Raw genomic sequence first — 19,988 nt, forward strand, 5'->3', positions numbered from 1 at the left:
GCGTGACCTTCGCGGCCTAACCACCTAAGATTGATAAGCGCGGCGATGGTCCGGCGCCGTTGACAACGCTGAAACCGAACACCGGATCGGGGGAGTTTCGCGTCATGTCGGGAATGCTCATCAGCCTTATCATCCAGATCATCAGTGGTGCAATCGGAGGCAACGTCGCCGCAGGCGCCGCCAAGAACATCGACCTCGGAACAATCGGAAACACCATCGCAGGCGCGATCGGCGGCGGCGCGGGGGCCAGCTTCTCGGTATGCTGATTCCGCTGCTTGCCAATTCCGCCTCGACGCCGGATATCGGCAGCATCATCGGCCAGGCAGCCGGTGGCGGAGTTGCAGGCGCTGTCCTCACCGCGATTGTCGGCGCACTGAAGAACCGCACCGCCTGACTTGGCTGATCTACTGATCGGCTGGCATGGCTCGATCGATGCCAGAGCGCGCGCCCGGTTGGGCGCGCGAGCTGTGAATGCCTGCGCCGCGTTGCCAGGACCGCGTGGAGTCGGGCGGAACACGGTGCGGCCTTTTTCTGGCCGCATCTCTCGGCAGATCGTCGAATACACCGGAACCTTGGCGCAGGTCTTGCAATTGCCTACCCATCCTGGAGACTTTGCCCCCGAAAGACTTGGCAGTCTCGGCAAGATGGAGGGTTGATGCGGAAACTTTTCGTCGGAATTTGCTCCGTCACTCTGACTTTGTGTGCGCTCGCGACATCGCCGGCTTACGCTGAAGTTCGAATCCTGGCGAGCCCGGGCGGACAGGTCGGCCCCTTTCTCGACCTGTTCGAAAAGGTGCGCGAGTCCGGTGAGCGCGTCGTCATCGACGGCCCCTGTCTTTCCGCGTGCACACTGGTGCTGAGCATGGTGCCGAGTTCGCGCATCTGCGTCACGCGCCGTGCGGTGCTCGGATTCCATGCCGCAAAGTCGATGGACCGGCGCGGCCGGATGTATACGGAGCCGGAGGCCTCAGCACTGGTGCTCCAGGCCTATCCGTCCGGCGTTCGCGACTGGATCGTTCATCGCGGCGGATTGACCTCGCGGCTTTTGCTGTTGCGCGGCCGTGAACTCGCCGCGCTCTATCCGAGATGCCGCTGACCAATCCGTTTCGCGGAACGCCCTACATCCCTTGCAGCGGCGAGTTCACCATCCAGGGGATGCCGAACTGGTCGATGCACATGCCAAAGCCCTTGGAGAAGAAGGTCTTGCCGAACGGCATGTTGAGGCTGCCGCCTTCGGCCAGTGCATTGAACTTGCGCTCGGCTTCGATGGGATCGTTGATCGTTAGCGAGACCGCAAAACCCTGCGGCTTGTGAAAATGCTCCGGCGGAGAATCCGAGGCCATCAGCACCTGGCTGCCGATCGACATGCGCGCATGCATGATCAGTTTCTCCCGGCCCGGCCCTGGCTTCATATCTTCGGGCCCTTCATCGGCACGCAACATCATTTCGATTTTGCCGCCGAGCACCTTTTCGTAAAACTTGAAGGCGGCCTCGCAATTGTCGTTGTAAAACAGATAGGGATTGAGCATCGCGTCCTCCTTGGGTTTCTCAGGCCTTCTTTTCAGCGAGCGTTTTCAGGTTGGCGAGACCGGTTTCGAAATCCCTGCCGATCATCTTGTCGAAGTCCATGAACACCTGCATCACCTTGGACATGAACGATGACGGGCCTCGCATCACCCAGATGACGTTGGTTGCGCCGGCCTCACGCTCCGGTACGAAGGTGAACTCGGCCGTATTGTGAGCTTCGAACGGCTTGAGGAAGTCGAGCTTGATCGTGATTTTTGACGGCGATGAGGCGTCGAGAATTTCCATGCGGCCGGAACCGACATTCTTGTTCCCGTCCCACGCATAGACGGCGCCCTTGCCACTCTCGGCGCCACCGTAAGTGCGCTTCAGCGCGGGATCCCGGTTCTCCCACGGCGACCACTTCGTCCACTGATGAAAATTATTGATCAGCGGGAAAACCGCTTCCGCCGGGGCCTGCATTACTGCCGACCGCTGGATAGCGAACGTAGCCGGCTTGGTCGAAGCGAGGATCAGAACGATCGCAATCGCGATCGCCAGGATGACGGCGATGATGGCAATGATCTCAAGCATGGAGTGCTCCCATTTCAGTCAACGAAATTAGCGTACGAACGGCAACAGCGAGCGCAGTCGCCCATCGCGCAACCACAGGCCGCCCCACACCATCACACCAAGATAGAACCCGAAGAGAATGTGGGTGAACAACGGACTTCCGATCCTCACATGCGAGGCCATCGCGCCACCGAGATAGCCGGTCATCAGGATCGCCCCGACGAATGCAGTCGGCGGAAAAGCGTAGAGCGCTGTGCAGATCAGGCTGATCGCACCCAGGCATCGCGCGAGGCTTTCGCTCGAACCATAGCCCATCCTGTCCATCGTCTCCGTGACAATTGGCCACGGCACGAGCTTGATCGCGCCATCCAGCAGCATGAACAGAATGACGAGGCCGCTTGTTGCACGGCCCAGCCAGATCGCCGGCCTCGACACCGCGGGCGTGGGCGTTCCAGGCATGGCATTCCCGGTATAACCGACATCTTGCGTCTTCATGGTCGCGTCCCCTATCGCGCATCTCATGACCTCAAGACGAACGGAGGAACGGCGGGCCGACAGACCCCTCAAATTATTTTTTATTTTTTGCGGCCGCCGCACCCTGGCTGTCGCGGATCAGCCGGTCCAGGTGCATGCGGATGTGGGCGGCCTCGGCCGAGGTATTGGCCAGCGCAATGGCGCGATCGAAGGCCACGCGCGCCTCTTCGTTGCGGCCAAGCTGCATCAGGAAGGCGCCGCGGACGCCGAAATAATGAAAATAGTTCGACAGCCGCTCACCGAGCGGTTCGATCATTTGCAAGGCAGCTTCCGGCCCGCGCACCTTGGACGCAGCCACCGCGCGGTTGAGCGTGATGACCGGCGATGGCTGCATGATCTCCAGCGTGCCGTAGAGCAGATCGATCTGAGCCCAGTCGGTGTTTTCAGGCTTTGTCGCGTGCGAATGCAACGCCGCAATCGCCGCCTGCACCTGATACGGCCCGGAGCGGCGATGCCGCATCGCCTTGTCGATCAAGGCCTGGCCCTCGTTGATCAGCTTCTCGTTCCACAGCGTGCGATCCTGATCCTCGAGCAGGACCAGTTCGCCGTTGGTATCGAACCGCGCCGGGGCGCGCGAATGCTGCAACAGCAACAGCGCGGTCAGACCCATGATCTCGGGCTCGCTCTGGAACAGGCGGAGCAACAGCCGCGCCAGCCGGATCGCTTCCTCGCACAGCGGCATGCGAATCTCGCAAGTTTCGCCGCTCGCCGAATAACCCTCGTTGAAGATCAGGTAAATCATCGCAGCGACCGCAGCGAGCCGCTCGCTGCGTTCGACCGCGCCGGGCGTTTCAAAGGCCACGCCGGCGCTGGCGACCTTTGCCTTGGCGCGGGTGATGCGCTGCTCCATCGCCGGTTCCGTTACCAGGAAGGCGCGTGCGATCTGCTTCACCGAAAGGCCGGAAACGATGCGTAACGCGAGCGCAATCTGCTGAGTCGCCGGCAGGTCAGGATGGCAGCAGATGAACAACAGGCGAAGGATATCGTCACGGTAGTGCGAACCGTCGAGCCGCTCGGCAATCTCTTCCTCGGCGTCGTCGAGATCGGAGATGGCCACGTCGTCGGGCAACGCTTCCTGCTTATGCGACCGGCGGACCTCGTCGATCGCAGCATTACGTCCGACCATGATCAGCCAGGCCGCGGGATCGCGCGGCGGCCCGTTTTGCGGCCAGCTTTTCAGGGCGCGCAGGCAGGCGTTCTGGAACGCCTCTTCCGCGGTATCGAGATTGCGAAAATAGCGCAGCAATGCGCCAACGGCCTGGGGACGCGCCGAAGTCAGGGCTGCATCGATCCAGGCGGTATCGGTCATTTCGCGCCTGCGCCGGGTTCGTAAAATCCGACCGGGCGAATTTCATAGGCACCACCCGGATTGGCCGCACCAAGTTCGCGCGCCACGTCGACAGCCGCATCGAGATTTTCGCAGTCGATGATGTAGAAGCCGAGCAGCTGCTCCTTGGTCTCGGCATAGGGGCCGTCCAGCACCAGCGGCGGATCGTCCTTGCGCAGCGTCGTCGCTGCCGTGGTCGGCAGCAGGCGGGCGACCGGGCCCAGCCGCCCCTCCTTCTTCAACTTGTCCTGGACGACGATGAGCTTCGACATGACGTTCGCATCATGTTCGCGGGTCCACGAGCCGACCAAATCCTCATCATGATAGCAAAGTATGGCATACAGCATGGGAAAAGCTCCTTTGTGGCCCAAGGACGCTTGGGAAGACTTCATTCCGACATGCTTACGGAAAAAATTTTGCACTGAAAACAGGCCCCGGTAATGTTTCCGGGCGAGAGGTAATGATGAAAAAAGGAACGCTGGCGCTGCTGATCCATGGCGGCACCGAGAACTGGTCGCTGGAACGCTGGGAGCGCCGATTCCACGACGTCTGTGGGGACCGTCCACTGCGGTTGGCAACGGAAAAAGGCGGCGATCCGGCCGACGTCCGCTATGCAGCGGTCTGGAAGCCGGTGCCGGGCGAATTGGCATCGTTTCCGAACCTGAAGGTGATCTTCAACCTAGGGGCCGGCGTCGATGCGCTGATGGCCGACAAGACCTTGCCCAAGGTGCCGCTGGTGCGCGTCTCCGTCGGCGATCTCACCGGCCGGATGACCGAATATGTCGTGCTGCACGTGCTGATGCATCACCGGCAGGAACTTTACCTGCGCCAGAGCCAGCGCGAGAAGCGCTGGGCGCCCAGGCATCAATGGGCAGCCGGCGCGCTCACCGTCGGCGTCATGGGTCTCGGCACGTTAGGTGCGGACGCGGCGGAAGTTCTGGTGCGGCTCGGCTTTCAGGTCGTCGGATGGAGCAACAGCCCGAAGACGATCAAGGGCGTCGAATGCTTCCACGGCAAAACGCAACTCGATGCGTTCCTGCGACGCACCGACATTCTGGTCAGCCTGTTGCCGCTGACGCCAGATACGCATGGCATCCTCAACCGCGAACTATTCTCCAAACTGAACCGGTCAAGCCCGCTTGGCGCGCCGGTTCTGATCAATGCCGGGCGCGGCGGCTTGCAGAATGAGGCCGATATTCTGTCGTGCCTTGACGACGGCACGTTAGGCGCGGTCTCGCTCGACGTCTATCAGGTCGAACCGCAGCCCGCAGATAGCCCGTTCTGGACCCATCCGAAGGTCGTGCTGACGCCGCACAACGCCGCCGACACCGACGCCGACGAGATTTCGAAATATGTCGCGCGTCAGATCGACCGATTTGAAGGCGGCCAAGCGCTGGAAAACCTCGTCGATCCGGACCGGGGATATTGAAAGGCCCGCTAGCCTTCTCGCCGCGGCCTCATCCGCACATCACGGCGATCGCGCCGTTCGCGATCGCCTCGAGTTCCTTGCGAGGTACGCGCGCCCGCGACCGGATCGCGATGGTATGGATCGTGGCCGACGCAAGTTGCGCCAAAACGGCCGGATCGGCCGACGGCGGCAATTCGCCCTGCTCCTTGGCGCGGCGGAAGCAGGACGCGAACGCCCTGTCGAGCTCGGCAAATCCGTCCAGCACCATCGCGCGGATCTCGGAATCAGCGACCGCTTCGGAGGCGGCCGTCATGACCGTGAAACAGCCCTGCGGCTCTGAGACATCGGCAACATAGATATCGAGCGCCGCGGCATAGATGCGCGCAAGCCGCTCGCGGATTGGCAACTCGCCTCTGAAAATCTCGACCATCGCCGCGCGCGCATCGGCGCGATAGCGCGCATAACTCTTGATATAGAGCTCGCGCTTGTCGCCGAACGCTGCATAGAGGCTCGGCCGGTTCATCCCCGTCGCCGCGCTGAGCTCGTCGAGCGAGGTCGCGGCGAAACCGTCTTTCCGAAACAGATCGAGCGCCTTGCCGAGGGCAACTTCGGGCTCATAGGCGCGCGGCCGCCCGCGGCGCTTCGGCGCAACCGCTTCAGGTCTGATTTCCGGCGACTTTTTCGTTTTTTGTACCATTTTGCAAAAAATTCCTTGACCCAATTTATATTATGCGAGACAGTACAAAAAGCAAGACCGACTTGGAAACCCAAATCCAAACCCGCGAGGAACGCCATGGATCTCTACTTCTCACCGCTTGCCTGTTCGCTGGCGACCCGGATTGCATTCTACGAAGCTGGCTACGAGGCGACCTATTTCGAGGTCGACCCGAAAAACAAGGTGGTGCAGAACGACGGATCGGATTTTCGCACGATCAATCCACTTGGGCTGGTGCCGACGTTGCGCACCGATGACGGGCAGGTGCTGACCGAGAACGCGGCCATCCTGCAATACGTGGCCGATCGCTTATCCGAAGCGCATCTCGGTACTTCACCGGGCATGGACCGAAGCAGGCTGCATCAATGGCTCTGCTTTATCGGCACCGAATTGCACAAGGGATTATTCGTACCGCTGCTCGACAGGAAAGCGCCGGCGGAAATCAAGTCCTACATCCTCGGCCGGGGCCTCTCGCGCCTCGACCATCTCGAAAACTATCTGAAGGACCGCGAATTCCTGCTCGACCATTTCACGGTGGCGGATGCCTATCTTGTCACCGTCATCAACTGGACCATGGCAACGCCGCCGATCGAGCTCGCGAAATGGCCGACCGTGAAAGCCTATTACGAGCGGCTGCGCGCGCGGCCCAGCATCGCGAAAGCGATCGCGGAAGAGTTCGAGCTGTACAAGGCCGAGATCGCCCGCCACAAGGCCGCGGCCTGAGCGAACGCCATTGCCTCTCCCCACACGCGGGGAGAGGCTGTTTGAATATCTCAGAACGGACTGTCGCCCAGACCCGGCACGTCTTGCGGCCGGGGTCCGGGCGCCGGCCAGTGGAAGCGCCGATCTTTCTCGTCAATCGTGATGTCATTGATGCTGGCCTCGCGCCGGCGCATCAGGCCGTGCTCGTCGAACTCCCACTGCTCATTGCCATAGGAGCGGTGCCACTGGCCGCTCGCATCACGCCATTCATACTGAAAGCGCACCGCGATGCGGTTGTTGTCGAACGCCCAGAGGTCCTTGATCAGGCGATAGTCGAGCTCCTTCGCCCATTTGCGCGTGAGGAATGCGACGATCGCCGCACGCCCCTCGAAGACTTCAGAGCGGTTACGCCAGCGGCTGTCCTCGGTATAGGCAAGCGACACGCGTTCGGGATCGCGCGAATTCCAGGCGTCTTCCGCCATGCGCGCCTTCTGCGCGGCGGTTTCACGGGTGAACGGCGGTAGTGGCGGACGCGACATCTTGACCTCCCGGCTTCTGCATGGCGGCCGAGACTATCGCGTGAATCAAGAGAGTCGATGGCCGTGTTTCTATCGCTCGATTGCAAGAGCCAATCGAGGGCTTCAACTACTCGAGATCGGCCTTCATCAGCATGCGGATCGATTTCGGAATAGGCTGCGCCCTGCCCTCGCTGATGAAGGCGACGCGCACCTCGGCGGTGACCAATACGTCCGAATCACGCCGTACCTCCTGCGCCAGAACGATGGAGGCGCCTTTCACCGCGACCGGCCAGGTCACGATATCCAGCACATCGTCCATCCGCGCAGGTCTCAGAAAATCGAGTTTCATCGAGCGCACCACAAAGGCAAAGCCTGATATCTCGGTCTCCACTTCCGTGAACAGCGCGTGCTGCTCGGCGCCCATCAACCGCAAATGATTGGTGCGGCCACGCTCCATGAAGCGCAGATAGTTGGCGTGATAGACGATGCCGGAGAAATCCGTGTCCTCGTAATAGACGCGGATTTGCATGTGATGGCGGCCGTCGCGGATTTCGCCATCAAGGTAGGGTTGTGTCACGTGCGGCCTCGATCGCCTCTTCAGACAATCGTGTTTTGCGAGAATTCACCGTGGCGCGCAAGCGCGGGCTAGACGCTAGGATACGATGAGGCCCGGCTTTCCCAGCGTCACCTGCACGATTTCCGGGGGAACACCGATCCGGAACGGCAGCAGGCTGCAACCCAGACCGCCGGAGACGACGATATCGCAGTTCAAGCGGATATGACCGTAGGTCAAGAGTTGTCCGGAAGGCGCTACCGGCGACCAGCCCATCAGCCGCACCTGACCGCCATGGGTGTGACCGGAGAGCTGGAGCGCGACGCGGGACGGCACGCGGTGTGCGACATCCGGCTCATGCGCCAGCAGGATGACCGGCGCATCGTCCGTTACCTTGTTGAGCGTCGCGCTGAGATCGTCGACGCCAATTCGTTTGATCGGACGAAAGCGCCGCGCCGGAGCGTATGCCAGTTGATCGCCGAGGCCTGCGAGCCAGAACGGGCGGCCGCCCTTGCTCAGGCGCTGGACGTCATTTTCGTAGACCGGAATGCCAGCGGCCTCTAACGCGCGGCGGGCAGCGGTCGCGCCCTGCCCGCTGCGCTGAACCGTCCGGTCATCCCAATAATCATGATTGCCGAGAATGGCGTGCACGCCGAGCGGCGCCTTGAGACCGGCGAGCGCGGACGCCCATTCATCGGCCGGAATAAATCGCGTCACATGCCGGTGGCCGGCGACATAGTCGCCGAGCAACACGGTGATGTCGGGCTGAAGCGCATTGGTGTGTTCGACGATTTCCTGGATACGATCGAGCGACATCCAGGGATCGCAGGCGTGAACGTCGGCGACGACCGCGATCTTGAGGTTGAGATCAGCCGGCCATTGCGGCGGCGAAATCTGATACCGCGTGACCTGAAGCTGAAGCTCGGGTTCGCTGACCCCATAGGCAGCCGTCGAGACTCCGGCGACGCCGAGGCCCGAAAATCCACGCAGAAGATGACGACGCGAAATCATGGAAAGCGATTGTGATGCACTTTCCTCTATGATCAGCAAATGCAGCGGAATTGGGAGAGGCTTGCGCCAATACCGCGCAGTAACCTTACCTAGCGCTAACCCTGCACGGCGAGCGGCAAAACGTGGTCGCGCGTCAGCGGCGCCAGATGAATATCGGGCGGTGACGCCGGATCGATCCAGATCGCTTCATCAATCTCCCGGCTCGGCGCGATCGCACCCATCACATCGACGTGATAGAGACTGGCCGCCACGCGAAAGCCCGGCTCATTGGCGGCGACCGCATCGAACGCCTCGAGCGGGCGGACCGAAGCCGGAACGACAAGGCAGCCGAGCTCTTCCGATATTTCGCGGGACAGCGCGGCGATGTCATCTTCGCCGGCATCGAGCTTTCCGCCCGGCTGCATGAAGGCGCTCGTGCCGCGCTTGCGCACCAACAACACCCGCCCGGCGTCGTCGCGGATCAAGGCAGCGACGATCTTGATGGTGCGTGAAGCCGTCATTCGTCCTCGTCGCCGTTGCCGAATAATCCGAACTGCGACGGATCGCGCGTGGGCTCGCTCAGACCGAGATGGCGGAAGGCGTGCGAGGTCAACAAGCGCCCGCGCGGGGTGCGTTGCAGATAGCCGCACTGGATCAGATAAGGCTCGATGATGTCCTCGATGGCATCGCGCGGCTCGGACAGAGCGGCGGCGAGCGTCTCGACGCCGACCGGGCCGCCGCCATAGTTTATCGCGATCGTCGTGAGATAACGCCGGTCCATCGCGTCAAGCCCGACGGCATCGACTTCCAGCGCGCCCAGCGCGTTGTCGGCGATCTTGCGATCGATCGAATCCGCATCCGCGGCGGACGCAAAATCCCGCACGCGGCGCAGCAGCCGCCCGGCGATACGCGGCGTGCCGCGGGCGCGGCGGGCAATTTCGTTGGCGCCGTCGCTGGTCATGCCAACGTTGAGCACGCGCGCGCCGCGGGTGACGATCTTTTCCAGTTCGTCCTCGGTGTAGAAATTCAGCCGCACCGGAATGCCAAAACGGTCGCGCAGCGGATTGGTCAAAAGCCCCGCGCGCGTCGTGGCGCCGACCAGGGTGAATTTCGCGAGCTCGATTTTGACCGAGCGCGCCGCCGGCCCCTCGCCGATGATCAGGTCGAGCTGAAAATCCTCCATCGCGGGATAGAGCACTTCCTCGACCGCCGGGCTCAAGCGGTGAATTTCGTCGATGAAGAGCACGTCGCGCTCTTCGAGATTGGTCAAGAGCGCGGCGAGATCGCCAGCCTTGGCGATCACCGGACCGGACGTGGCGCGAAAGCCGACGCCGAGCTCGCGCGCGACGATCTGCGCCAGCGTGGTCTTGCCCAATCCAGGCGGGCCGACGAACAACACGTGATCGAGCGCCTCGCCGCGCTTGCGCGCGGCCTCGATGAAGATCGAGAGATTCTTGCGCGCCTGCGCCTGGCCGACAAATTCGGATAGCGATTGCGGCCGCATCGCGGTATCGCCCACATCGTCGGTGCGGCGATCAGGCGTGACTATGCGCGGGGGCGGGTTCATTCGTTGCCCCGCCGGTATTTGTTCGGCAACAGTTCGCCAATTTTCACGACCTTGGGCGTGCGGCCGCTATTGGGCACGATGACACGCGCCTTGGCGTCATAATCGTGGATCAGTTCGCGGCAAATGCCGCACGGCGAGACCACCGCAATCTTGCCCGGCTCGTCCGGCTTCGGATGACGCACGGCCACGATGGTCTCGATGCCGTGATCGCCGCTCTCGGTGATGGCGCGGCCGATCGCAATGGCTTCGGCGCAGACCGCGATCCGGCCGATATAGGCGTCGATGTTCACTCCGGTGATGACGCGGCCGTCGCGGGTGCGCATCGCGGCGCCCACTTCCTGCCAGTCGTTGCGATAGCGCTGGCTGATCGCCTCGGTGGCGGCGGCGATCAGTTCCTTGTCCTTCTTGCTCAGCATGGTCGACGATGCATTCCTTCGGAGGCGGGAGCTAGTAGAGTTTAGGATTTGACATTCGCCTTCCGAGTTTGCGGCTAGACAGGTGGCGAATGTCAAATCCACTCCACTAGCCTACTTCGCCAATTCCTTCAGGCCCAGCCGGATGAGCTGCGCGGTCTCGGCTTTTTCCCCGGCGCTGCGCGAGGCTGCGGCAATTGCGGCTGCCGCCTGCGGCTGGCCGTAGCCGAGATTGACCAGCGCGGAAATTGCATCGGTCACCGGGCGCGGCGCGCGAGAATCGTCGATCGCGCCGGAGAGAGACACCACCGCCGGATCGACATTGGCGAAGGCAGGCGCCTTGTCCTTCAATTCCGTGACGATGCGCTCGGCGACCTTGGGGCCGACGCCGGGCGTGCGGGTCACCGCGGCCTTATCGCGCAGCGCAATTGCATTCGCCAGATCCGGCGGCGACAGCGTCCCTAGCACGGCGAGTGCGACCTTGGCGCCGACGCCCTGCACCGTCTGCAACAGCCGAAACCATTCGCGCTCGATGTCGCTCTTGAAACCAAACAGCTTGATCTGGTCTTCGCGCACATAGGTTTCGATCGACAGTACCGCCGCCTCGCCCGGCGCGGGCAAGGACTGCAAGGTACGCGACGAGCAATGCACCTGATAACCGACGCCACCGACATCGAGGATCACGAAATCCTCGCCATAGGAATCGATCAGGCCCTTGAGCTTGCCGATCATAGACCGACCACCTTGAGCCGCATCGCGGCGCTGGTGCGGTGATGCGCGTGCGTGATGGCGATGGCGAGGGCGTCGGCCGCGTCAGCGGATTTCGGCTCGGCCTTGGGCAACAGCACCTTCAGCATCACCATGATCTGGTTCTTGTCGGCATGGCCGGCGCCGACCACGGTCTTCTTCACCTGGTTGGGCGCATATTCGGAAACCGAAATTCCGAACATCGCTGGCGCCAGCATGGCGACGCCACGGGCCTGGCCGAGCTTCAGCGTCGCGACGCCATCCTTGTTGACGAAGGTTTGTTCGACAGCGGCCTCGAGCGGGCGGAAATTGCCGAGCACTGTGGCGAGCCCCTCGTGAATGGCAAGCAAGCGGCTCGACAGCGGCAGATCTTCCGGCGGCTCGACCGAACCGCACCCGATATAAACCAGACGGTTGCCTTCGACTTCGATCACGCCCCAACCGGTGCGGCGCAGGCCGGGGTCGATACCAAGGATGCGAACGGGGGAACGAATCGGCTGCGAGGACATGGGCATTTATACCGCATGATTCGCGGGTGGAATGAGGTTATCCGCCCATCTTGGCCACGAGCGCGTCGGAAACCTCGAAATTGGCATAGACGTTCTGAACGTCGTCGTGCTCGTTCAAAAGGTCCATCAGCTTCAACAGCTTCTCGCCGGTTTCGTCGTCCACCGCGACGGTATTCTGCGGCTTCCAGATCACCGCCGCCTTGCGCGCCTCGCCGAACTTCGCCTCCAGCGCCTTGGCAACGTCGCGCAATGTTTCCTGCGAGGCGTAGACCTCGTGGCCGCTTTCGCTGGACAGCACATCGTCGGCGCCGGCATCGATCGCCGCTTCCAGCATCGCATCGTCGGACGCCACCTTCGCGTCATATTCGATGATGCCGGTGCGATCGAACATGAAGGACACCGCGCCGGTTTCGCCGAGATTGCCGCCCGACTTGGTGAAATAGGAGCGGATATCGGAGGCCGCGCGGTTGCGGTTGTCGGTCAGCACCTCGACGATGACCGCGACGCCGCCGGGGCCGTAACCTTCGTAGCGGATTTCGTCGTAGTTCTCGCTCTCGCCGCCCAGCGCCTTCTTGATGGCACGCTCGATATTGTCCTTCGGCATGTTTTCCTGCCGCGCGGCGATCACGGCTGCCCGCAGCCGGGGGTTCATCGCCGGATCGGGCGTTCCAAGCTTGGCAGCGACCGTGATTTCGCGCGCCAGCTTGCCGAACAGCTTCGACTTCTGGGCGTCCTGACGCCCTTTGCGGTGCATGATGTTCTTGAACTGGGAATGTCCGGCCATGCTGATCTTTCGGAAGTCGAAGCGTGATTTGGATGGAAAGCGCGGCCTTATAGGCCTCTAACTCGCTGAAATCAAAGGTTTAGCTGCGTTGCGGGGCCGAGGGCGGCAGAAACTGCCAACAAATCAGGCATTTGTTAACCATCACTTCACGACGCCGTGGGACCATCGCCGCCGACCACCTGACGTCAGAGACACCGAATGGCGATTGGATTGTTCCGGAAAGCCACGCCGCCCTCCCCTGCGCCTGCCGCCGTCTCCGAGGCGAAGCCGGCCCAGGTCGCGGAGGCTGCGGACAATTCCGCCGCCGAATCGACCGAGGCCATTCTCGAACTGCTCGAAATCGAACTCGGCGGCATGATTCGCCAGTTGGAGCGCGCGGCAACTTCCGTTGCCGGCGGCGCGGAGGCGACCGCGACCACGCTTGCCGCCGTCCGCCGGCGCACCGATGCGCTCAGCGTGCGCTCGAGCGAGGCCCAGAGCACGGCCGCGATTTTTTCGCAGGCGGCCGACAAGTTTTCCGACTCCGCCGAGGGTATCGGATCGCAGGTTCGCGATGCGGGCAAGCTTGCCGACGAAGCGAGCGCCGCCGCTCACGATGCGAGTCTCAATGTCGACCGGCTGAAAGAGTCTTCCGCGGCGATCGGCAATGTCGTCAACCTGATCGCACAGATCGCGCGGCAAACGACGCTGCTGGCGCTCAACTCCACGATCGAAGCCGCCCGCGCGGGCAGTGCCGGACGCGGCTTCGCGGTGGTCGCTTCCGAGGTCAAGGCGCTCGCGGTGCAAACGCAGGACGCGACCGAGGAGATCAAGAAAAAAATAGACGCGCTGCAACGGGACGCGGCCGGGTCCGTGGAGGCCGTGCACCGGATTTCGCAGGCGATCCAGGCGATCCGTCCGGTGTTCGAGAACGTCAACGGCGCGGTGGCCGAGCAGAACGAGACCACCAGCGCGATGACCGAGAACGTCGCGACCGCCTCGAACTTCATCGCTTCCGTCGGCGACAGCGCGACCGAAATCGACCACGCCGTGAAAGAGGCCGAGACGCATCGCGAACACGTCGCCAATGCCGGCAAGGCCGTCACCATCTTCGCCCAGAAGCTCAAGACCCGCTGCGCGGTGCTGCTCGGCACCGACATGCGCGCCGACCGCAGAAAAGACGAGCGATTGCCGTGCAACCTGAGGCTCGAGATCGACGCCGCGCAAGGCCGCATCGCGGCGCAGGTCTACGAGATTTCGCTTGAGAACATCCTGATCGGCGGAACTGATGCGGCCAGGGTGCCGCTCAACCAGATGCTCAGCGCCACCATCGAAGGCATCGGCGCCTGCAAGATCCGAAGCGGCGAGCGATCGGCCGCCGGCGTCCAGGCGACCTTCATGACCAACGACGCCGCTTTGGTCGAAAAAATCGAAGACAAGCTCTGGTCGATCCACGACGAGAACACCGAATTCGTCACCCGCGCCATGGAAGCCGGCGCGCAGCTCAACAAGATGTTCGAACACGGCCTCGCAAGCGGCGCGGTCTCGATGGAGGCGCTTTTCGATACGGATTACGTCGAAATCCCCGGCTCCAATCCAGTGCAGCACCGCACCCGCATCCTCGACTGGGCCGATCGCGCGCTGCCGCCGTTCCAGGAGGAATTCCTCGCCAAAGACCCGCGCATGGTGTTCTGTGTCGCGATCGATCGCAACGGCTACCTGCCGGTGCACAACAAGGTCTATTCGCATCCGCAGCGCGCAGGCGACGTCGCCTGGAACACAGCGCATAGCCGCAATCGCCGCATCTTCAACGACACAGCCGGACTTGCCGCAGGCCGCAACCAGCGCACCTACCTGATCCAGAGCTATGCCCGCGACATGGGTAACGGCAACACGGTCATGATGCGCGAGATCGACGTGCCGATCCGCGTCAGGGGCAGGCACTGGGGCGGCTTCCGCACCGCCTATAAGCTCTAAGGCGAGCCGCACGCACTCCGCTTTCCACATGTGTCGCCCGATCGGCGGTTCCGCTGTCGTCGTCCGTTCATCTGCGCCTCCTATAAGCCGCCACTCCTGACAAGCGGAGGAAGGCTGCGATGGCCGGAGAGCATCCCGAACTCGACAAACTGCAAGCTGACTACAAGGCCGCGGTGGAAAACTGGATCGCCGCCATTCGCAAGGAAGAGGCGCTCGCATCGGTCAACCATACGGTCGCCGAAGTCGACAGTTGGGAGCAGGCGCATTTCGAGGAGGACGAACTGCGCAGCGTCGTCAAGGACGCCAAGGCGAAATACGAGGACGCGCTGCGCGAGGAATTCTTCGGCTTCTAGGCCTGGGCAGCCCGTTCGCTTCTGGTTCACCTGTCAAACAGCTGCGACATCCGGGCCTCGTGGTTCGAGACGCGCGGCGTTGCCGCGCTCCTCACCATGAGGTTCAAGTTTCATCGCTTGTCGCGACCTCATCCTGAGGAGCCGCGAAGCGGCGTCTCGAAGGATGGCCGCAAACAAAATAACGGTCACAGCTGCGCACTCCCGCGACGCCAGCGCGCCCGAGTTTGCATGACCTCTCCCCCAAACAGAGGGCGCAGGAAACGCCGGGTGCGCAGCCGCACCCGCAGCCTCGCGTGCAAAAATAAGAAGCACACGAGCAAGTCACCACAGGTTCGGCCGGGATCACCCGGCGTTTCCTGCGCAATGGTTTTAACGGCTTATTCCGCGCTCTCCCTGGTGAGCCGGGCTTTGTTGTCACCATCCCCGCGTGATGCGCAGCATCATCGCGAGTTGAACGCCAGCGTCGGGGCGTCAGGACCACACGGCTTCGCCGTCCGCTTGTTGGCGCATTCGTCTTGCGCGCCAAAAGCGTCCACCGCATCCCGCGCCCAACGTCCGTGACGATCGCGATACGCCCCTGTGGGCGCGAGACAGCGGAATCAATAGTGCTGCTTCTAGCGATCGGCGAAGCGAATTATTTTTGCTGAAAGGGCTGGACAAGGATTTTGCAAAATTGCCCGACGGGCAAATCAGCGCAGCTGACTCGGCTGCGTCACGCGCGTTCGGTCGAGGCGTCTATTCATAAATCCATCATCCAAGCTCCGGACGCGGCGATTTCGCGGGCCGGGCGAAAATGCGAACCTGCTCCGCTGCTTGTGCGCTTGACGGGGTGCGGAATGGCAACGATCCTTGCGGGCTCGGTGCAACGCGCCGTCAAAACAGCAACTCGGCCAGTCCACGTGCCGGGAGAAAGCGGGGAGGCGTGGCGGCTGACAGCGATCCTGATCAGGCGTGCGGTTGTTCGTGCCGTTGCAAGACGGATGATGGCGTAACGAGCCGACGCGATGTGTTGCTGCTGGCATCGGCCGTGCTGGCCGCGTCCGCTTTGCCGGCTGCGGCCGAGCCGGCCGACGAGCGGCCTCAGGAAGGCGACTTTCTGGTTGGCGCCGATGGCCCTCCGACACCCCTCGGACCAGGTGATATCTCGGCTCCGCAGCTGATCGCCTGGCCGATGGATCCGGCCACGAAAACAGTCCGCGACGGATCGCGCCTCAACAAGGTGCTGCTGGTCCGCCTCGATCCGGCGACGCTCGAACAGCCGACGCAGGGGCGCGCCGCCGATGGCGTTGTCGGATATTCGGCGATCTGCCCGCATGCGGGCTGCGAAGTTACCGGCTGGCAGGCGGATCAACTCATGCTCGAGTGTCCGTGCCACAATTCTCGCTACAATCCGCGCGAGGCGGCAGCGATCGTGGATGGACCGGCCCCGCGCGCACTGGCGTCGCTTCCGCTCAAGATTGTCGATGGCAAGCTTGCCGTGGCCAAGCCATTCATCGGGAGGCTCGGTGTCGTATCGTCCTGATCGATGAATTCCAAATAAAAATAATTCGCAGGGAGGAGTTCATGTCTCGATGGAAGAGCTGGCTGCACGGCATTTCAGCCGTTGCGGTGATCACAGCTGCCGGTCTCGCAAACGGATCGGCGCAAGAAATGATGGCATCGCCCCCGGGTCCGGCGCCATTGCCTCAGGTGCTGCAGAACTATTCGCCGGTCACCGCGGATCGGTTGCGCAAGCCTGAAGATTCGAACTGGCTGCTGTTTCGGCGCACCTATGACGGATGGGGTTACAGCCCGCTCGCCCAGATCACGCCGGAGAACGCCGGTCGTCTCCAACTCGTGTGGAGTTTCGCCACCGGCCAGGTCGAGGGACACCAGGCGCCGCCCATCGTCAACAACGGCGTGATGTTCGTCGCAACCCCCGGCAACCAGGTGATCGCCATCGAGGCGAAGACCGGAACGTTGCTGTGGCGCTACAAGCGCCCGCTGCCGGAAGATCTCGTGAACCTGCACCCGACCAGCCGCGGCGTCGGGCTTTACGGCGACAAGGTCTACTTCGCATCGGCAGACACCACGCTGGTGGCGCTCGACGCGAAGACCGGCAAGGAAACCTGGACCGCGAAGGTCGCTGACTATCGCAAGGGCTACTACACCTCGATCATGCCGCTCGTCGCCGACGGCAAGGTCATCATGGGAACGTCGGGCGGTGAACTCGGTATCCGCGGCTTCGTGGCCGCGTACGACGCCGAGACCGGCAAGGAAGCCTGGCGTACCTTCATGGTGCCGGAGCCCGGTCAGCCCGGTAGCGAGACGTGGCCGAACGGCGATCAGTGGAAGACTGGTGGCGCATCGGTCTGGGTGCCGGCAACCTACGATCCGGAGACCAATCTCTCGTACTGGGGCACCGGAAACGGCGGGCCGTGGATGGGCGATCAGCGCCCGGGCGACAATCTCTATACCTCGTCGGTCGTCGCTCTCGACGGCAAGAGCGGGTCGATCAAGGGACACTTCCAGTATCACCAGAATGACTCTTGGGACTGGGACGAGGTCTCGCCGCCGATCATCGTCGACTACAAGCACGGCGACAAGACCGTGAAGGGCCTCGTCGACGTCGCCCGGAATGGCTACCTGTGGCAACTCGAGCGCACGGATGGAAAGATCAACTTCATCACGGCGCAGAATTTCGTCAGCCACAACGTCTTCAAGGGCGTCGATCCGCAGACCGGGCGGCCCATCGTCGATCCCGAACACAAGCCGGCGACCGGCAGGATGACCTTGTTCTGCCCCGGCACGTGGGGCGGGAAGGATTGGCCGCCGGCAGCGTACAGTCCGAAGACGCGGCTCTTGTACATCCCGGCGAACGAAAACCTCTGCACCGAGCTGACGACGGAAGTGCCGAAATACGTGGTCGGAGAACGCTACACCGGCGTCACCACCAACGTGCTGCGGATACGCGCCGGCGCGGATCACATCGGCGAGGTGCAGGCATGGGATCTCGACACCGGCAAGCGTGCCTGGACCACCAACCTGCCATCGGAGAACTGGGGGCCGATCCTCGCGACCGGTGGTGACGTGCTGTTCTCCGGCGGCACCAACGACCGCTTGTTCCGCGCCTTCGACGCGAAGACCGGAAAGATCCTGTGGCAGTATCCCACGATCTCGGGGGTTAACGGCGTTCCCGTGTCGTTTGAGGTGGACGGCAAGCAGTACATTGCCGTGCAGACGGGCTGGGGCGTCGATGCGGCCCGCATGCAGGGCAGGTTGAACCAGACCTTCCCGGGCAGATATCCGGACGTGCCGCCCGGCGGCGCCATCTATGTCTTCGCGGTGAATTGACCTGTCATCAACAACTGGCCGCGGGATGCATCCCGCGGTCAGAACCCGCCGACGGTAGCAGCCGTCAGGCCACCCAGAACTCTGGCAGCGCCGGCGAAAGCCGTCCGCCCGTTCGAACGGCTGCGACCTTCACCGCGAGCCCCGTCGCATCGTCAGTCTCGACCGCGATGCCGCTCAATGTTGCGACGCCAAGCGCAGGCTCGAAGCGCGCGGCCGGAATGCCCGACGTGAAGCGCCGGATCGGCTCGTCCTTCTGCATGCCGATGATCGAATCGTAGTCGCCGGTCATGCCGGCGTCGGTCATATAGGCGGTGCCGCCGGAAAGAATCTGGTGATCGGCGGTAGGCACATGGGTGTGGGTGCCGACCACGAGGCTGGCGCGGCCGTCGCAGAAATAGCCGATCGCCTGCTTTTCGCTCGAGGCCTCGCCGTGAAAATCGACCACGACCGCATCCGCAGCTTCCCGCAACGGACAGGCTGCGAGCTCGCGGGCGAGGGCAGCAAAGGGATCGTCGAACGGCGTCATGAACACGCGGCCGATAGCGTTGACAACAAGCGCGCGCTTGCCGCTTTTGGTGTCGATCAACGCCGCCCCGCGGCCCGGCGTGCCGGGCGGAAAATTCGCCGGACGAATAAGACGCGGCGCGCGTTCGATGAACACCAGCGCCTCGCGCTGGTCCCAGGCGTGATTGCCGAGCGTAATTGCATCCGCGCCGGCATCGAGCAATTCCTGATAGATCGCCTCAGTGATGCCGAAGCCGCCAGCCGCGTTCTCACCGTTGATGACGACGAGATCCAGCGACCAGTTGCGGATCATCCCGGGCAGATGTTCGGACACTGCGGAGCGTCCGGATCGGCCGACCACATCGCCGACAAACAAGATACGCAATAAAGGCTCCTAAAGATTCCGAAAATCGAACGCTTTCTTTTCCGTTAGCACATAATCGAGCGACACGTCGTGCGCCAGCGCAGGAACGGCCTTGATTTCCTGGGCGGCGAAGGCGAGGCCGATAGCGGTGATCGGCTTTAATTTGCGCAAGTGCGCCAGCGTAAAATCGTAATGACCGGCGCCGTAACCAATGCGATGGCCGAGGCCATCGAAGGCAGCAAGCGGCACCAGCATGATGTCGGGAATGAGTCCGGCCGCAGCCGGCGACGGCTCGAGAATGCCAAGCGGGCCCATCGTCAGGCGATCGCCCGGTAACCACGCGCGGAAGACCAGCGACTTGCCGCGCCCGAGAATGGCGGGCAGCGCGAGTTTTGCGCCTTGCGCCGCCAGCTTCTGCATCAGCGGTACGGGATCGAGTTCGCTGCGGATCGGCGAATAGCCGGAAACAACGGCGCCGGCAGCCACCTCGAACGGCAACCCTCGCGCGCCGAGTTTTTCGCTGGCCGCCGCGCGCGCCGCCACTTCCATCGCATCGCGCGCATCGAGCGCGGTTTTGCGCAAGTCACCCTTTGATGGAAGTGCAGACATGCGCCCAATCTCGCTATGTCATCACC

Annotated in this window: 24 protein-coding genes and 1 pseudogene; 8 read left to right on the top strand and 17 right to left on the bottom strand. The window is 62.7% G+C overall.

Annotation, left to right across the window (positions count from 1 at the left end; genetic code table 11):
• The first annotated feature begins 104 nt into the window (after window positions 1-104).
• A pseudogene (locus tag BUA38_RS08090) lies at window positions 105-394 on the top strand (hypothetical protein).
• A gap of 261 nt (window positions 395-655) precedes the next feature.
• Window positions 656-1,096 carry a hypothetical protein gene (locus BUA38_RS08095; protein ID WP_072817467.1) on the top strand — a complete coding sequence of 147 codons (441 nt, stop codon included), beginning with the start codon at window positions 656-658 and terminating at the stop codon, window positions 1,094-1,096.
• A 22-nt stretch (window positions 1,097-1,118) separates the two neighbouring features.
• On the opposite strand, the gene BUA38_RS08100 is transcribed toward BUA38_RS08095, so the two are convergent.
• From BUA38_RS08100 to BUA38_RS08120, 5 genes are all read right to left on the bottom strand, one after another.
• Entirely contained in the window at window positions 1,119-1,529 is a 411-nt protein-coding gene (locus tag BUA38_RS08100) for a VOC family protein (protein ID WP_072817468.1), read from the bottom strand.
• A gap of 19 nt (window positions 1,530-1,548) precedes the next feature.
• Window positions 1,549-2,097 (bottom strand): SRPBCC family protein, encoded by a 549-nt coding sequence (locus BUA38_RS08105; RefSeq protein WP_072817469.1) that lies wholly within the window; start codon window positions 2,095-2,097, stop codon window positions 1,549-1,551.
• A gap of 27 nt (window positions 2,098-2,124) precedes the next feature.
• Window positions 2,125-2,496, bottom strand: coding sequence for a DoxX family protein (locus BUA38_RS08110; protein ID WP_083587945.1), 372 nt, complete (start codon window positions 2,494-2,496; stop codon window positions 2,125-2,127).
• Between the two features lie 148 nt (window positions 2,497-2,644).
• The gene (locus tag BUA38_RS08115) at window positions 2,645-3,919 is read right to left on the bottom strand and encodes an RNA polymerase sigma factor (RefSeq protein WP_072817470.1); all 1,275 of its coding nucleotides are present in this window, start codon (window positions 3,917-3,919) and stop codon (window positions 2,645-2,647) included.
• Window positions 3,916-4,284: a YciI family protein gene (locus tag BUA38_RS08120; RefSeq protein WP_072817471.1), complete on the bottom strand. Its 369-nt coding sequence runs from the start codon at window positions 4,282-4,284 to the stop codon at window positions 3,916-3,918. Before BUA38_RS08120 ends, BUA38_RS08115 begins: the two co-directional genes overlap by 4 nt.
• A 116-nt stretch (window positions 4,285-4,400) precedes the next feature.
• Here BUA38_RS08120 and BUA38_RS08125 point away from each other — a divergent pair, with 116 nt between their 5' ends.
• Window positions 4,401-5,366: a 2-hydroxyacid dehydrogenase gene (locus BUA38_RS08125; protein WP_072825940.1), complete on the top strand. Its 966-nt coding sequence runs from the start codon at window positions 4,401-4,403 to the stop codon at window positions 5,364-5,366.
• Window positions 5,367-5,394: 28 nt separating this feature from the next.
• Here BUA38_RS08125 and BUA38_RS08130 read toward each other — a convergent pair whose 3' ends face one another.
• Entirely contained in the window at window positions 5,395-6,042 is a 648-nt protein-coding gene (locus BUA38_RS08130; protein WP_072817472.1) for a TetR/AcrR family transcriptional regulator, read from the bottom strand.
• Between the two features lie 96 nt (window positions 6,043-6,138).
• Here BUA38_RS08130 and BUA38_RS08135 point away from each other — a divergent pair, with 96 nt between their 5' ends.
• Window positions 6,139-6,783, top strand: coding sequence for a glutathione binding-like protein (locus BUA38_RS08135; protein ID WP_072817473.1), 645 nt, complete (start codon window positions 6,139-6,141; stop codon window positions 6,781-6,783).
• A 50-nt stretch (window positions 6,784-6,833) separates the two neighbouring features.
• Here the strand turns inward: BUA38_RS08135 and BUA38_RS08140 are convergent, their stop codons facing one another.
• The 9 genes from BUA38_RS08140 to BUA38_RS08180 all read right to left on the bottom strand — a co-directional run bounded on the left by BUA38_RS08140 (window position 6,834) and on the right by BUA38_RS08180 (window position 12,843).
• A complete protein-coding gene (locus BUA38_RS08140; protein WP_072817474.1) occupies window positions 6,834-7,301 on the bottom strand; it encodes a DUF1348 family protein in 468 nt (155 codons plus the stop codon).
• A gap of 106 nt (window positions 7,302-7,407) precedes the next feature.
• Window positions 7,408-7,857, bottom strand: a complete 450-nt coding sequence (gene ybgC, locus BUA38_RS08145) for a tol-pal system-associated acyl-CoA thioesterase (RefSeq protein WP_244553213.1) — start codon at window positions 7,855-7,857, stop codon at window positions 7,408-7,410.
• Window positions 7,858-7,932: 75 nt separating this feature from the next.
• Window positions 7,933-8,844: a metallophosphoesterase gene (locus BUA38_RS08150; RefSeq protein WP_072817476.1), complete on the bottom strand. Its 912-nt coding sequence runs from the start codon at window positions 8,842-8,844 to the stop codon at window positions 7,933-7,935.
• A 95-nt stretch (window positions 8,845-8,939) separates the two neighbouring features.
• Window positions 8,940-9,344, bottom strand: a complete 405-nt coding sequence (locus tag BUA38_RS08155; RefSeq protein ID WP_072817477.1) for an NUDIX hydrolase — start codon at window positions 9,342-9,344, stop codon at window positions 8,940-8,942.
• Window positions 9,341-10,390, bottom strand: a complete 1,050-nt coding sequence (ruvB, locus tag BUA38_RS08160) for a Holliday junction branch migration DNA helicase RuvB (protein WP_072817478.1) — start codon at window positions 10,388-10,390, stop codon at window positions 9,341-9,343. The genes BUA38_RS08155 and ruvB overlap by 4 nt, the downstream gene beginning before the upstream one ends.
• A complete protein-coding gene (locus tag BUA38_RS08165) occupies window positions 10,387-10,806 on the bottom strand; it encodes a cytidine deaminase (protein WP_072817479.1) in 420 nt (139 codons plus the stop codon). The genes ruvB and BUA38_RS08165 overlap by 4 nt, the downstream gene beginning before the upstream one ends.
• A 111-nt stretch (window positions 10,807-10,917) precedes the next feature.
• Entirely contained in the window at window positions 10,918-11,535 is a 618-nt protein-coding gene (gene ruvA / locus BUA38_RS08170; RefSeq protein WP_072817480.1) for a Holliday junction branch migration protein RuvA, read from the bottom strand.
• On the bottom strand, window positions 11,532-12,059 hold the full coding sequence (ruvC, locus tag BUA38_RS08175; RefSeq protein WP_072817481.1) for a crossover junction endodeoxyribonuclease RuvC: 528 nt from the start codon (window positions 12,057-12,059) through the stop codon (window positions 11,532-11,534). The genes ruvA and ruvC overlap by 4 nt, the downstream gene beginning before the upstream one ends.
• Window positions 12,060-12,096: 37 nt before the next feature.
• Window positions 12,097-12,843 (bottom strand): YebC/PmpR family DNA-binding transcriptional regulator, encoded by a 747-nt coding sequence (locus BUA38_RS08180; protein ID WP_072817482.1) that lies wholly within the window; start codon window positions 12,841-12,843, stop codon window positions 12,097-12,099.
• Window positions 12,844-13,041: 198 nt separating this feature from the next.
• Between BUA38_RS08180 and BUA38_RS08185 the strand changes: the two genes are divergently transcribed.
• The 4 genes from BUA38_RS08185 (at window position 13,042) to BUA38_RS08200 (ending at window position 18,485) form a co-directional block, all read left to right on the top strand.
• Window positions 13,042-14,799, top strand: coding sequence for a methyl-accepting chemotaxis protein (locus BUA38_RS08185; protein WP_072817483.1), 1,758 nt, complete (start codon window positions 13,042-13,044; stop codon window positions 14,797-14,799).
• Window positions 14,800-14,918: 119 nt separating this feature from the next.
• Window positions 14,919-15,152: a hypothetical protein gene (locus BUA38_RS08190; protein ID WP_072817484.1), complete on the top strand. Its 234-nt coding sequence runs from the start codon at window positions 14,919-14,921 to the stop codon at window positions 15,150-15,152.
• A gap of 1,006 nt (window positions 15,153-16,158) precedes the next feature.
• Window positions 16,159-16,674 (top strand): ubiquinol-cytochrome c reductase iron-sulfur subunit, encoded by a 516-nt coding sequence (locus tag BUA38_RS08195; protein ID WP_244553214.1) that lies wholly within the window; start codon window positions 16,159-16,161, stop codon window positions 16,672-16,674.
• A gap of 41 nt (window positions 16,675-16,715) precedes the next feature.
• Window positions 16,716-18,485 (top strand): PQQ-dependent dehydrogenase, methanol/ethanol family, encoded by a 1,770-nt coding sequence (locus tag BUA38_RS08200; protein ID WP_244553215.1) that lies wholly within the window; start codon window positions 16,716-16,718, stop codon window positions 18,483-18,485.
• A 64-nt stretch (window positions 18,486-18,549) separates the two neighbouring features.
• On the opposite strand, the gene BUA38_RS08205 is transcribed toward BUA38_RS08200, so the two are convergent.
• Entirely contained in the window at window positions 18,550-19,374 is an 825-nt protein-coding gene (locus BUA38_RS08205; protein ID WP_072817486.1) for a TIGR00282 family metallophosphoesterase, read from the bottom strand.
• A gap of 9 nt (window positions 19,375-19,383) precedes the next feature.
• Window positions 19,384-19,962 carry a 5-formyltetrahydrofolate cyclo-ligase gene (locus BUA38_RS08210; protein WP_072817487.1) on the bottom strand — a complete coding sequence of 193 codons (579 nt, stop codon included), beginning with the start codon at window positions 19,960-19,962 and terminating at the stop codon, window positions 19,384-19,386.
• Window positions 19,963-19,988 lie beyond the last annotated feature (26 nt).

This window comes from Bradyrhizobium erythrophlei (assembly GCF_900142985.1).
GTDB lineage: Bacteria > Pseudomonadota > Alphaproteobacteria > Rhizobiales > Xanthobacteraceae > Bradyrhizobium > Bradyrhizobium erythrophlei_B.